10 protein-coding genes, 1 tRNA gene and 1 pseudogene are annotated in these 13661 nt (G+C 71.8%); 8 read left to right on the top strand and 4 right to left on the bottom strand.

Going from position 1 to position 13661, the window contains the following annotated elements; all coding sequences use genetic code 11:
• Positions 1-9 precede the first annotated feature (9 nt).
• Together ACFPP6_RS12750 and ACFPP6_RS12745 are read left to right on the top strand one after the other, a co-directional pair.
• Entirely contained in the window at positions 10-423 is a 414-nt protein-coding gene (locus ACFPP6_RS12750) for a VOC family protein (protein WP_382040489.1), read from the top strand.
• 112 nt (positions 424-535) lie between these two features.
• On the top strand, positions 536-1309 hold the full coding sequence (locus ACFPP6_RS12745; protein ID WP_382040486.1) for a rhomboid family intramembrane serine protease: 774 nt from the start codon (positions 536-538) through the stop codon (positions 1307-1309).
• Positions 1310-1488: 179 nt separating this feature from the next.
• On the opposite strand, the gene ACFPP6_RS12740 is transcribed toward ACFPP6_RS12745, so the two are convergent.
• Positions 1489-2694: a winged helix DNA-binding domain-containing protein gene (locus ACFPP6_RS12740; RefSeq protein WP_382040483.1), complete on the bottom strand. Its 1206-nt coding sequence runs from the start codon at positions 2692-2694 to the stop codon at positions 1489-1491.
• Positions 2695-2845: 151 nt separating this feature from the next.
• Between ACFPP6_RS12740 and ACFPP6_RS12735 the strand changes: the two genes are divergently transcribed.
• Complete coding sequence (locus ACFPP6_RS12735) at positions 2846-3046, top strand: serine hydrolase (RefSeq protein WP_382040480.1); 201 nt, start codon at positions 2846-2848, stop codon at positions 3044-3046.
• Positions 3047-3092: 46 nt separating this feature from the next.
• On the opposite strand, the gene ACFPP6_RS12730 is transcribed toward ACFPP6_RS12735, so the two are convergent.
• The 3 genes and pseudogenes from ACFPP6_RS12730 to ACFPP6_RS12715 form a co-directional block, all read right to left on the bottom strand.
• Positions 3093-3165: transfer RNA gene (locus tag ACFPP6_RS12730), tRNA-Arg, on the bottom strand.
• Positions 3166-3762: 597 nt separating this feature from the next.
• Complete coding sequence (locus ACFPP6_RS12725; RefSeq protein WP_382041010.1) at positions 3763-4041, bottom strand: DUF397 domain-containing protein; 279 nt, start codon at positions 4039-4041, stop codon at positions 3763-3765.
• 41 nt (positions 4042-4082) lie between these two features.
• Positions 4083-4576 (bottom strand): annotated as a pseudogene (locus tag ACFPP6_RS12715) (DUF5753 domain-containing protein).
• Positions 4577-5276: 700 nt separating this feature from the next.
• Here ACFPP6_RS12715 and ACFPP6_RS12710 point away from each other — a divergent pair.
• The 5 genes from ACFPP6_RS12710 (at position 5277) to ACFPP6_RS12690 (ending at position 13610) form a co-directional block, all read left to right on the top strand.
• Positions 5277-6263: a PLL family lectin gene (locus tag ACFPP6_RS12710; RefSeq protein ID WP_382040474.1), complete on the top strand. Its 987-nt coding sequence runs from the start codon at positions 5277-5279 to the stop codon at positions 6261-6263.
• Between the two features lie 159 nt (positions 6264-6422).
• Complete coding sequence (locus ACFPP6_RS12705; RefSeq protein ID WP_382040471.1) at positions 6423-7955, top strand: serine/threonine-protein kinase; 1533 nt, start codon at positions 6423-6425, stop codon at positions 7953-7955.
• 68 nt (positions 7956-8023) lie between these two features.
• On the top strand, positions 8024-9817 hold the full coding sequence (locus ACFPP6_RS12700) for a serine/threonine-protein kinase (RefSeq protein ID WP_382040468.1): 1794 nt from the start codon (positions 8024-8026) through the stop codon (positions 9815-9817).
• Positions 9818-9947: 130 nt separating this feature from the next.
• Positions 9948-11606, top strand: a complete 1659-nt coding sequence (locus ACFPP6_RS12695; protein ID WP_382040465.1) for a succinic semialdehyde dehydrogenase — start codon at positions 9948-9950, stop codon at positions 11604-11606.
• Positions 11607-11723: 117 nt separating this feature from the next.
• A complete protein-coding gene (locus ACFPP6_RS12690) occupies positions 11724-13610 on the top strand; it encodes a GMC family oxidoreductase N-terminal domain-containing protein (RefSeq protein WP_382040463.1) in 1887 nt (628 codons plus the stop codon).
• The last annotated feature ends 51 nt before the right edge of the window (positions 13611-13661 follow it).

The following is a 13661-nucleotide window of genomic DNA, read 5'->3' as shown; positions in this document are numbered from 1 at the left end:
AAGGCCACCATGCCCAACGAACTGAACCACGTCATCGTCCACGTCAAGGACCGCCGGGAGACGGGGGAGTTCCTGTCCTGGCTGATGGACACCGCAGCCCCGCTCGAATGGGGCCGCTTCACCCAGATCACCAGCTCCAACGGCGTCGGCATCGACTTCATCGACGACATGGTGCCCACCGGTGACATCAACCGCAGCCACATCGCCTTCCTCGTCACGGACGAGGAGTTCGACGCGATACTCGGCCGCATCGCCGAGCGCGACGTCCCGTTCTGGGCCGACCCGATGCTGAAGCAGCCTGGCGAGATCAACCACGAGTACGGGGGCCGCGGCGTCTACCTCAAGGACCCGGGCGGCACCTGCGCCGTCGAATTCATGACGACGCCGTACGGGGAGGAGCCGTCGCCCCGGGCACGGGCGTAACGGGGCTGGGGCCCCGGTCGGCGCCCCTGGCTGCCTCTTGCCTCCGTGATCAGGGACGATGCTTCTGATCGCGGAGGCAGAAGCCGCCGCCCGGGAATGGGAAGCACGTCTGATGAATGGATTCGGCGGGAGACAGGCGGGCGCGGGCGGGCCCGCGAACGCGGAACAGATCCTCGCGGAAGCACGCAAGGCCCTCCTCGTGATGTTCGGGTTCGTGGCCCTCGTCTGGGCGGTGCAGCTCGCCAACTGGGGCAGCGACTACGCCCTCTCCCGCCACCACGGCGTCGTCCCGGGCGATGTCGGCACGCTCCCCGACGTCTTCGCCTCCTCCTTCCTCCACTGGAACTGGGCGCACATCGAGGCCAACTCCGGCCCCCTCTTCGTCTTCGGTTTCCTCGCCGCCTACCGCGGCGTGGCCCGCTTCCTCGGCCTGAGCGTCCTGGTGATGGTGACCAGCGGGCTCGCGGAGTGGGTGTTCGGGGACGGGGGCACCCGGACGGTCGGCGCCAGCGGCCTGGTCTACGGCTTCTTCGCGTACGTGGTGGTCCGGGGCCTGTTCGACCGGCACCTGATCGACACCCTGATCGGCGTCGTCATGGCGGCGTCCTACGCCTACATCCTCACCACGGCCGTCCCCGGCACCCCTGGCATCAGCTGGCTCGGCCACCTGGGCGGACTGATCGGCGGGGTGGCGGGCGCGTGGCTCTTCCGGGACAGGGACAGGGGCAGGGACCGGGGCCGGGGCCGGGGTCGTAGCCGTGACCGGGAGGGCGCCCGTAACGGGTCCGGCAAACCCACCCCGGGCTCGGCCCTCCCGGCGACCCGCCCCACCGACAACCCGCGGGCCGCCCTGTACAAGGAGCTGGACGATCTGGGGCTCTTGTAGGCGGCGTCCGGCGGGGTGGATGTGGGGGCTTGGGGCTTGGGGGGCTTGTGCGGCTCGGACTCTCTGGTGGGGCTGCTGAGGCGGTTGGCCGCCATCCCGGGCCACTTATCCGCCGCCCTACGGCCCAGGCCGGTTGATTTCCGCACCAAGCGGCCGCCACTCCACCCCACTGGCAGGGCTTACCGCCCCACCAGTTCCCGTTCCAAGGGCGTCCGGAAGCGCGGCGTGACCCGTACGGTGCCCAGCCACGCGGACAAGCGGGCGGCCTCCGTGGTGATGGCGGACTCCGCCTCCCGGCCGGTGTCCGTCAGGAGGCGCCAGGCGATCTCGCCGTTCGCCCGTTGTGCCCAGCCGCCGACGATGCGGCCGTTCCACCACACGGTCGGGCCGACGTTCCCGGCCCGGTCGAAGAGGGCGGGCACGTGGTCGGGGGAGAGGTACCAGTCGCGGCCGCGCCAGCCCATGGCGGTCGGGTCGAGGCCGGGGAGGAGCGCCGCCCAGGGCCCGGGGGCCTCGTCCGCGGCAGGGAGGTCGCCGGGCAGGACGTGGCCCACGGTGCCGTCCGCGAGCTCGACGTCCTCGACGCCCGCGTCCGCCAGCGCCTTGCGCGTGTCGCCGAGCGTCCAGCCCGTCCACCACTTCAGGTCGGCCTCCGTGGCCGGCCCGTACGAGGCGAGCCACCGCCGCGCGACCTCGGCCTTGGCCTCCCGCACGTCGACGTCCGGGATCTGCGGCACGAGCGCCCACGGGTAGAGGCTGCTGGTCCACGAGCCGCGCGGCCGGGCGCGCCGCAGGTGCCCGTCCGAGGCGAGCATCCGCAGCACCCGGCTGCCGACGCTCTGCCGGGCCTCGTACGGCTTGCACGGCGACATCAGCAGCGTCTCGCGCAGCGCGGGCACGTCCTTGCTCAGTTCGGCGGTCGTGGCTTCGCCGCGCGCCGCCAGCGCGTCCAGCACCTCCCGCTCGGTGCGGGCGAGCCGCTGCTCGTCCCAGGGGGCGTGGCCTTCGGAGTTCTCCCGCAGGTGCTTGAGCAGCGTCGCCCGCTCCCGGAGGGCGATCGCGCGGGCGGTGGAGGAGCTGACGTACGGGGCGAGCTCCGTGGTGACGGCGAAGAGCGTGCGCCGCATGGACAGCAGCTTCACGAGGGTCACGTCCTCGTACAGCGCCCGCTCCACCTCGGCGGGGGAGGGCTCGGCCAGCCGCGCGCACGCCGACAGGTAGACGGTGGCGGCATCGGTCGCGTGCAGCCCGACCAGGGCGTCCGCCACCTCTTCGACGGAGCCGGCCCGCCGTCCGGGGTGGAGGAGGTGGCGCCGCGCGAGGCGGGCACGGCGCTGGTCGTCGGTGACGCGGGCTCGGGCACGGGTGCGGGGGCTGCTGCTCATGGACGCGAGCGTAGAGGGGATTGAGGACGGATCCCGTCCTCTAGGGGGCGGGGGTCGGGGCGAACCCCGAGGCGGGGCGGCGGCCGGTAGGGGCCTGGTCGGGGCGATGCCCGGGAACCGGGGCCGGGCCTGCTTCAGCCGCATCGGCCTCATGCGCACGGAGCTCCCGGGCGGGACGGTCGTCTGGGGCAAGACGGGCTCCCGGCCGGGCTGCACCAACGGGGTGTTCGTCACGCGCGACCTGTCGCGCCGGGTGGTGTATTCGCTCAATTACAACAACCCGCCGGGATCGAGCGAGCTGAAGTACGTCCTCGGCATAGCGGAGGCGGCGTTCTCGAAGCCGCGGAAATAACGAAGAGAGCCGGATGCGTAGTGCATCCGGCTCTCTTACGGCGATGTGCGCTCGGCAGGATTCGAACCTGCAACCTCTTGATCCGTAGTCAAGTGCTCTATCCGTTAAGCTACGAGCGCTCGGCTCCCGAGCGACAGTGATCGCTCGTCGGCGTTGCGGGAACAATATTACCCGACGCCGGGGGGTGCTTTTACCGCCACGGCTCCCGACACGCTCGGTGATGATCTCGCTACGGCGTCCGTCGTACCTCACCTACGACGGTTCATGATGTTGCAGCGACGGTGAGTTGAGCGGTGGCGTAGAACGGCAACTCCGCGTGGAGAAAGGCAGATTGGGCTGATCGCGCCGGTGTGGTGTCGGCGCAGCGCTTCGAGCGCGCCCCCCTTCCAGAGGACCCTTTCGTCGGGGCACTCGCGGGGTGTCCCGATACGGGCTCCCTCCGGTGCGGTCGCCGGCTATCGGCTGCAGGGAGAGAAGGGGGGCGCCCGTGGGGCGTCACCGCAAGAAGCCTCTGCACGAGCGGGTCGCAGCTGTGATCCGGGAGCTGTGGAGGTGGTGCACCGGACAATGACCGGTGGAAGCCGCTGGACGGTGGCCGCCAGTCCTCCGACCCACTGAGGACTGACGACCGGAAGCCGTCTACTTGCGGTTGGCCCTCGTCCACGGTAGCCGCCGTGGCGGGGGCCGCTTGCTATGCCCGAGAAGGGGGGCGGCCCCTACGGTATCGGCCGGGCCTGCCCTGTGCGACCCTTTCGGCCATCGCAGTGCGGCGCGTCGAGGCTGCCGTGTTGCAGGGCGCGGGTGAAGGAACGATACGGCTCGGCGGTGATGCGGAGGGTCGGCCCGTCGGGCCGTTTTGAGTCGCGTATGAGTATGGGGACGTGTGTGCGGGTGCCCTCCGGGAGGGCGATCTCTACGCAGGTGTCCCCGGTGTTGGAGCTGTAGCTGCTCTTCTTGAGCCTCGCCGGCTCTCCCGGGGGCAAGGCGATCTCCACGCAGCTCTCGGATCCGGCGCTGTAGCTGCTCTTCCTGAACCTCACCGTGTCTCCTTGGCGATCCTGGCGATGAAGTCGCGAGAGGCGTCGGGATCCAGCGCATGGGCCAGCAGGTGATCGAATGCGACGGCGTACTTCGCGACTTGGTCGTCCTCCTCCTCGTAGAAGGAGTTCGTGAGTGTTTCCACTGCTACGGCAGGTCGCCTACATCGGAGTGGAAGACGGTGTACGCGACCTCGATCCCAGTGTGCGCGCCGGCCTTGAACGGGATAACCCTCAATTCAATATTCGTCTGCCGGGAGACGTCGGCCAAGCGGTCGAGTTGACTGCGAAGCACTGAGGGGCCACTCACCTCGCGCCTCAGACAGGCTTTGTCCAGGACGCAACGGACCCTGAGAGGGTGCCTGTCCGATGCGGGGACAAGGACTTTCTGGCGCTTCATGCGCAGCTCCGCGAAGGCTCGTGCTTCGCGGGTCGTCTTCCATACGCTGCCGCCGTTGATGACCGAGTATGCGTAGTCCGAGGTCTGCAGCACTCCGGGGAGGATGAGTGCAGCGTAGATGTCGAACGCGGGCGGCGATCTGTTCCAGTTCGAGGAAGTCGGCGAAGCGCTCCCGGATCACGTCCTTGTATTGCACGAAGAGGTCGTGCTGTCGACTGGCCGAGGCGAGCTCGGCGAGCTTCCGGGTCTCGGCGATCTGCGCGGCATCCTCAACCCTGTACGCGGTGAAGAACTTCTCCAGGTCAGGAAGCTGCTTCCCGTTCTCGATCTTGCTGAGTGTCGGAGCTCCGTAGAGTACGCGGCGCTCAGGCCGCCAGGCCTTCCGCATGCCGTGACCTCGCCCCGTCGCAGCGCCCTCGCCGCCGGTCGGGCAGGAGTACGGCGGCGGCCACCCCTCACCGGCCGCACAGCCAACACACCGGATCCAAGCCCCCGCACCCCCCCACGAAGGGACAGTCGGCCGCAGAGCGCGGGCCACCGTCCAGGCGGCCAAGTGGTCGTGGGCGAGGCGGGCCTGGTCGGTGCTGTGGGCCGGGCCGGGCCGAGGTCGAGGTCGAAGTCTCCTGATGCGGGCGATGCGAGGTTCAACCGCCTGTGGCCTGTCCTCCCGTGCCGTCGCGCAGTAGGGTGCGGCCGCCGTCTTCTTGAGGGCGTCGTACGTCCCGTACCGCCCCGCACCGCCCGTACCACCCGCACGGACCACTGACGTTTCCGCGCACGGAAGGGCAGTTGCATGAGGAAGAGACACAGACGTATCGGTCGGCTGATCGCGTCCCTCGCCGTCGCCGTCGCCGCGCTGGTCACGGCCGTTCCCGGGGTCGCCGCCGCCGACCCCGCGCCGGGGGAAGCCAGGGCCGACGCCAAAGTCACCGTCTTCGGATCGTCCATCGCCTCCGCCCGTAACGCCGACGGGCGGCTCGAGTTCTTCGGGACCAACAGCGGCGACGGCGTCTTCCGCCGTGCTCAGAACTCCATCGGCGGCTCGTGGTCCCCCTGGTCCCAGTTCGACGGTGCGCTGCGGGCCGTCGCCTCGGAGACCAATGCCGACGGCCGCGTCGAGCTCTTCGGGGTCACCGGCGCCGGAACCATCTTCCACCGCTGGCAGACGTCCCCGGGCGGCGGATGGTCGAACTGGGAGCAGCTCGACGGGCTGCTCACCTCCATCGCCGTGGCCCGTAACGCGGACGGCCGGCTGGAGATCTTCGGCGCCAACAGCGCCGGCAACATCTACCACCGCTGGCAGACCTCCATCGGCGGACCCTGGTCCGGATGGGCCCTGTTCGACGGTGGCCTGACCCAGGTCGCCGCGGAGACCAATGCGGACGGCCGCATCGAGCTGTTCGGCGTCAACAGCGGGGGAGGCATCTTCCACCGCTGGCAGACGTCCCCGGGCGGCGAATGGTCGAACTGGGAGCAGTTCGACGGCCAGCTGACCTCGATCGCCGCCGCCCGTAACGGTGACGGACGGATGGAGATCTTCGGGACCAACAGCGGTGACGCCATCTACCACCGCTCCCAGAACGCCGTCGGCAGCCGCGCGTGGTCGCCGTGGGTCCAGTTCGACGGCGCCCTGAGCCAGGTCGCGGCGGAGACCAACGCGGACGGCCGCATCCAGCTCTTCGGCGTCAACAGCGGCGGATACGTGTACCAGCGCTGGCAGACCTCCATCAGCGGCCCCTGGGCGAACTGGCAGCAGATGGACGGTCTGTTGAGGCCCTGATCTCCTGCCGTCCTGACCTTCTGCGCTCCTGAGGCCCTGATCTCCTGCCGTCCCGAGGCCCTGCCCTCCCGAGGTCCTGACCTCGTGGCGCGTACAGCTGGCCGGAACCGGTCCCTTCCGGCAGCCGTGGCCCGGGGAGGTGTGGGGCAAGATGGGCTTATGGGGACCTTCGCTGCGCACGATGGTCTGATCGCCGGCCGGTACCGCCTGTCCGGGCGGATAGGGCGCGGCGGCATGGGCACCGTATGGCGTGCCACCGACGAGCTGCTGGCCCGCCAAGTCGCGGTCAAAGAGCTGCACATGGACGACCCGGACTCCGGCACCTGCCCCTCCGGCCTCTCCGACTGCGACCGCACCCTGAGAGAGGCCCGCGCCGCCGCGCTCATCAGTCACCCGAACGTGGTCGCCCTGCACGACATCGTCGTCCAGGACGGCCGTCCGTGGATCGTGATGGAGCTCGTGGACGGGCGCGCGCTGTCCGAAGTGCTGGCGGCGGAAGGCCCGGTGGGCCCGCGGGAGACGGCGAGGATCGCCATCGCCCTGCTGTCGGCGCTGCGCGCGGCGCACGCCTGCGGTGTCCTGCACCGCGACATCAAGCCACCCAACGTCCTCTTGGAGTCGGCGACCGGCCGCGTCGTGCTGACGGACTTCGGCGTCGCGCAGGTCCGCGGCGCCACGACGATCACCGAGACGGGTGCGTTCGTCGGCTCGCCCGAGTACACGGCGCCGGAGCGCATGTCGGGCGGGCCGGCCGGCCCCGCGTCCGACCTGTGGTCCCTGGGGGTGCTGATGTGCGCGGCCCTCAGCGGCGTGACGCCCTTCCGGCGCGACTCGCTGGGCGGGATCCTGCACGCCGTCGTCCACGACGAGATACGCCCGCCCGCCGCCGTGGCGCCCTTGCTGCCCGTCGTCCAGGGGCTGCTGGAGCGCGACCCGGCGCAGCGGATGGGCGCGGACGAAGCGGAGCGGCTGCTGCACGAGTACCTGGCCTCCGGGTGGGTCGACGGCGGCCGGGTCAGGCCCGCGTACGTGCCGCGCAGCCGCACCGTCCTCATGTCCGCCGTCGCCGTCGTCACCCTGGCGGGCACGGGTGCCGGCCTCGCCGTGCTGCTGGCCGAGCGCGGCGCGGAGGGCGCCGGGGGGCGCCCCACGCAGGTGTCCAGCGGGACGCTCGGCCGCTCGCCCGGCCCGCCCGTCACGCGCGAACCCCCGGTGAGCGCGCCCGTACGGCCCCCGGAGGGGTACCACGCGGTGCAGGATCCGGCGGGCTTCGCGCTGGCCGTGCCCGACGGCTTCACCCGCTCCTTCGAACCGCCCCGCGTCTTCTACTACTCGCGCGACCGGCAGTTCCGCCTCGGCATCCTCATCCAGGACCCGCAGGGCGGCGGGCCCGCGGGCGCCCTGCGCGCCGCCGCGGCCGCGGCCCCCGACCGCTACCCGGGCTACCGCTCCGCCACCGTTCGCGAGACCACGCACAAGGGATACCCGGCGGCCTCCTGGGAGTTCACGTGGGACGGGCCCGAGGCGGAGGCGGGTGGGACGGTACGTACGTACGACACCTGCTGGGAGGAGGGAGGCAAGATGTACGAGGTGTGGGTGGCGGGGCCCGCGGGGAAGGCGGCACAGGCGCAGCGGCACGCCCGGGCCGTACTCGATACGTTCGTGCGGATCCGGCCCGTATCCAGCCCTTAAAGGCGTATGGGAGGGGTTTGCGCCTTCGAAGGTGCGCCTGCCCGGCCCCCCTTGGTAATGATGGGGCCATGACGAACGACGGGGGACGGCCGAACGGGCCGACCGGGGCGAGCGAGCCCACCAGCTACGACCTTCAGCCACCCAGATCGCCGGTCGCGGCGAGCAGCGGCATTCCCGACGCCACCGGGAGCGTCTACACGCAGGGCGCCCCGAACCCGTACGCCACACCCGCGCCGCCGCCGCACTTCCCCCACCCTGCGGCTCCTGCCCCCGCGGCTCCTGCCCCGGCCGTCGCCCCCGCCCCCACCCCAGTTCCTGCCGCCACCGGCTCGGTCCCCGAGCCCGGCGCGGGCCGCCGCGTCGGCAACCGCTACCGGCTGATCTCCCGCCTCGGCCACGGCGGCATGGGCACCGTCTGGAAGGCGCACGACGAGGTCGTCGACCGCGAGGTCGCCGTGAAGGAGCCGCGCGTCCCGGACCACCTGCCCGCGTCCATGCGGGAGAACGTCCACCAGCGCATGCAGCGCGAGGCCCGCGCCGCGGCCCGCGTCGCCCACCCCTCGGTCGTCGCCGTCCACGACGTCGTCATCGAGGACGGCCGCCCCTGGATCGTCATGGAGCTCGTCCGCGGGCACTCGCTCGGCGACCGGCTGGCGGACGGCACCCTGGACCCGCGCGAGGCCGCCCGCGTCGGCCTCGCCGTCCTGAACGCGCTCGGCGCCGCCCACGAGGCGGGCGTGCTGCACCGCGACGTCAAGCCCGACAACGTCCTGCTCGGCCGCGACGACCGCGTCGTCCTCACCGACTTCGGCATCGCCCAGATCGAGGGCGAGCAGGGCCTCACGGAGACGGGCGCCTTCGTCGGCTCGCCCGAGTACGTGGCACCCGAGCGCGTCCTGGGGCAGCGGCCGGGCCCCGAGTCCGACCTGTGGTCGCTGGGCGTCGTGCTGTACGCCGCGGTGGAGGGCGTCTCGCCCTTCCGCCGCTCCAACACCCAGGCCACCATGCAGGCCATCCTGTCCGCGGAGCCGCAGACGCCGTCGCGCGGCGCGGGCGTGCTGGGCGGGCTCGTCATGGCCATGCTCCACAAGAACCCGGCGGCCCGCCCCGGCACGGCCGAGATCAGGCGGACGCTGGAGGCCATCGCCCGCCCGGCGACGGCCGAGGAACCCGCCTTCGGTGCGGCCGGCCACCCGCAGGCCACCGGCAGCAAGTGGGTCCCGCCCGTGCTGCAGGGCAACCGCAAGGCGCAGTGGGGGCTCGGCGTCGGCGTCGTGGCCGTCGCCACGGCCGTGACGCTGCTGATCGTCAACCCGTTCGCCGTCGGCCCGGCCATTCCGCTGCACTGGAAGGTGCGGGACGAGCCGGAGATCGTACGGGCGTCGCTGGCGGTGCCGGAGGACTACGAGAAGTCCGTCAACAGCAACGACAACTGGGTCTACTTCCAGGACCCGAGCGGCGTGTTCGGCATCTCGCTGGACAAGGACACCGCGGAGCAGCGGGCCAAGAACACGGGGAACGACGAACCGAAGGACATCGGCTCGGCGGAGGTCGAGGCCAAGCGGCTCGCCGCCCTCCGCACCACGAATCCGGGCACCAAGCTGAACGACGCCAAGACCGATACCGTCAAGGCGTCCCCGTACCCCGGCATGCAGACGGCCGAGATCGTCACCGTGTACCGCAAGTCCGGGAGCAACGAGGCCGACCCCAAGGCGCTGAAGCGGGAGCTGGTCATCGTCAACGAGGCCAAGACCGTGACGTGGGTGCTGGAAGTGCGCATGCCCGAGAAGGGCGAAGGGCGCAAGACCGGCGACAAGCTCTTCGAGAACGTCGTCAAGTACCTGAAGATCCAGGACAAGTGATCCGGGGCAAGTGATCCAGGACAAGTGATCCGGGGCAAGTGGTCCAGGGCTAGTGATAATCCCGGATCAATGACGTGATCGGGTTACCGCCGGGTATTCAAGCGGCGGTGGTCCGTCATACGCTCCCCGTATGACGGACTCGCGGCACAGCGCACCGGAAGTGGCAGCAGTGACGACGGCGGAGGCGGCCCCCGTGCCGGGGCCACCCGCCGGAGGCAACCCCGTCGCCCCGCCCGGTGCCCGCACCGCCGACGACGTCGTCACCCCCGGTGTCGTCGCCCGTCTCACCCGCGGCGTCATCGGCTCCGGCAGCACCGTCAGCCACACGCCCCTCACCGGGCGGAAGCTCGCCGACCTGCCGGAGTCCACCCCGGAGGACGTGGCCACGGCGTTCGCCCGCGCCCGTGAGGCGCAGCTGCACTGGGCCGGCGTCCCCGTGGGCGAGCGCGCCGCGGTCCTGCTGCGCTTCCACGACCTGCTCCTCGACCGGCAGTCCGAGGTCCTCGACCTCATCCAGGTGGAGACCGGCAAGGCGCGCCTCCACGCCCACGAGGAAGTGCAGGCCGTCGCCGTCGCCGCCCGCCACTACGGGCGCAAGGGGCCCGCCTACCTGCGGCCCAAGGCCCACACGGGCGTCGTACCCCTCCTCACCAAGGTCACCGAGCTGCGCCACCCGCGCGGCGTCGTCGGGCAGATCGCCCCGTGGAACTACCCGTTCGAGCTGTCCGTGGGCGACGCGCTGCCCGCCTTCGTCGCCGGCAACGCGGTCGTGATGAAGCCCGACACCCAGACCGCCCTCACCGCCCTGTGGGCGCGCGAGCTGCTGATCGAGGCGGGGCTGCCCGAGGAGGTCTGGCAGGTAGTCCTCGGCGAGGGCCCGGTGCTCGGCCCGGCCGTCGTCGAGCGCGCCGACTACGTCTCCTTCACCGGCTCCACCCGCACCGGCCGCGAGGTCGCCCAGGGCGCGGCGGCCCGCCTGATCGGCTCCTCGCTCGAACTCGGCGGCAAGAACGCCATGCTGGTCCTGCACGACGCCGACGTGGAGAAGGCCGCGGCCGGCGCCGTGCGCGGCTGCTTCTCCTCCGCGGGACAGCTGTGCATCTCCATCGAGCGGCTCTACGTGCACGCGTCCGTCGCCGACGCCTTCCTGGAGCGCTTCACCGCCCGCACGAAGGCCCTGCGGCTCGGCACCGGCCTCGCCTACGGCGCCGACATGGGCTCCCTCGTCTCGCAGCGGCAGCTGGACGCCGTGACCCGGCACGTCGAGGACGCCGTCTCCCGGGGGGCCACGGTCCTCGCGGGCGGGCGGCCCCGCCCCGACGTCGGCCCGCTCTTCTACGAGCCGACCGTCCTCGAGGGCGTCGAGCCGTCCATGGCCGTGTGCACGGAGGAGACGTTCGGCCCGGTCGTGTCCGTGCACCGCTTCCAGGGCGAGGACGAAGCCGTCGCCCTGGCCAACGCCACCCCGTACGGTCTCAACGCCAGCGTCTGGACCGCGGACGGGCAGCGCGGCCGGGCCCTCGCGGCGCGCCTGCGCACCGGCACCGTCAACGTCAACGAGGCCTACGCGGCCGCGTACGGCAGCGCACAGGCCCCCATGGGCGGCATGGGGGACTCGGGGCTGGGCCGCCGGCACGGCTCCGAGGGCATCCTCAAGTACACCGAGGCCCAGACCGTCGCCCACCAGCGCGTCATGCCCCTGGCCCCCGCCTTCGGGCTGGACGACGAGAAGTACGCGGAGTTCATGACGCGCAGCCTGCGGGTGATGAAGGCGCTGCGCCTGCGCTGAGCCGGTCACCCCGGTAGCACGTTGCCGCCGAGCACGCCGAGTTCGTCCAGCACCAAACGTTCGTCCAGCACCACGAGTTCGTTCAGCACCACGAGTTCGCCCGGTACGGAGGCCAAGGTGACAGGGTTCGACTACGACTACGACTACGACGTGATCGTCGTCGGTTCGGGCTTCGGCGGCGCGGTGTCCGCCCTGCGCCTGAGCGAGAAGGGCTATCGCGTGGGCGTGCTGGAGGCGGGCCGCCGCTTCACGCGCGAGACGCTGCCCAGGAACTCCTGGGACCTGCGCAACTACCTGTGGGCGCCCGCCCTCGGCCTCTACGGCATCCAGCGCATCCACCTGCTCGGCAACGTCATGGTCCTCGCGGGCGCCGGGGTCGGCGGCGGCTCGCTCAACTACGCCAACACCCTCTACGTGCCGCCGAAGGCCTTCTTCCAGGACCGGCAGTGGGCCGGCATCACCGACTGGGAGGAGGAGCTGCAGCCGTACTACGACCAGGCGCGCCGCATGCTCGGCGTCCGCCTCAACCCGACGATGACGCCCTCCGACGTCCACCTGAAGGCGGCGGCCGAGCGCCTGGGCGTGGGGGAGACCTTCCGCATGGCTCCGGTCGGGGTGTTCTTCGGCGACGGCGAGGACGCCGACGGCACGCACCGCGCCGGGCCCGGCGAGGAGACCGCCGATCCCTACTTCGGGGGCGCCGGGCCCGCCCGCCGGGCCTGTACCGAGTGCGGCGAGTGCATGACCGGCTGCCGGCACGGCGCGAAGAACACCGTCAACGAGAACTACCTCCACCTCGCCGAGCGCGCCGGAGCCGTCGTCCACCCCATGACCACGGTCGTCGCCGTGACCGAGCACCGGGAGGGCGGGCACCGCGTCGTGACCGTCCCGACCGACAAGCGGCGGGGGAGCGTCCGCCCGCGGGTGCTGCGCGCGGAACGGGTGGTGATCGCCGCCGGCACGTACGGTACCCAGACCCTGCTGCACACCATGAAGGACAAGGGTCTGCTGCCCCGCATCCCGGACGGGCTGGGCCGCCTGACGCGTACGAACTCCGAGGCCCTGGTCGGCGCGCAGACCGACGACCGCCGCTACGGGAAGGCGCACGGCGGAGCCCGGCCCGACTTCACGCAGGGCGTCGCCATCACCTCGTCCGCCCACCTCGACGAGCACACCCACATCGAGCCAGTGCGCTACGGCAAGGGTTCGAACGCGATGGGCGCGCTGTCCGTACTCCAGGTGCCGGTGGCAACCCGGGCGCCCCGGGCCGTCGCCTTCGCGGCGCGCTGCGTACGGCACCCGCTGCAGCTGCTGATGTCGCTCTCCAACCGGCGCTGGTCCGAGCGGACGATCATCGGGCTGGTCATGCAGTCGCTCGACAACTCCCTGACCACGCACCGCAGGAGCAGGGGCCCGGGCAAGGGCCTGCTGACCGCCCGGCAGGGGCACGGGGCGCCCAACCCCAAGCAGATCCCCGCCGCGACGATGGCCGCGAGCATCATCGCCGAGGAGATCAACGGCTTCCCCGGCAGCAACGTGGGCGAGCTGATGGGCACCCCGCTCACCGCGCACTTCCTGGGCGGCTGCCCCATCGGCGCCGACGCCTCGCAGGGCGTCATCGACCCGTACCACCGGCTGTACGGGCACCCCGGCATCACGGTCGTGGACGGCTCGGCCGTCTCCGCCAACCTCGGCGTCAACCCGGCGCTCACCATCACCGCCCAGGCGGAACGGGCCATGTCCCTCTGGCCGAACAAGGGCGAGCCGGACCCGCGGCCGGAGCAGGGGCGGGCGTACGAGCGGGTCGCGGCGGTCGCTCCGGTGAAGCCCGCCGTACCGGAAGGGGCCTACGGGGAGCTGAAGTGGGAGCCGGGCGGGGTGGGCGGGACGGGCGGCGGCGCGGCCGGTCCGGACGCCCCCTCCGAGCCGGGGCGCCCGGCGCTGCGCCTGCTGCCGCTGCTCCCGCCGGACGGGCCGGGGCGGGGGTGCGCGTCCGGTTGTTGACGCGCCTACCGGGACTACCAGGACTACCGCGCCTACCGTGGACTACCGCGC

This window comes from Streptomyces aureoversilis (genome assembly GCF_042657885.1).
Classification (GTDB): domain Bacteria; phylum Actinomycetota; class Actinomycetes; order Streptomycetales; family Streptomycetaceae; genus Streptomyces; species Streptomyces aureoversilis.
This window is presented reverse-complemented; position numbering and strand designations above follow the sequence as displayed.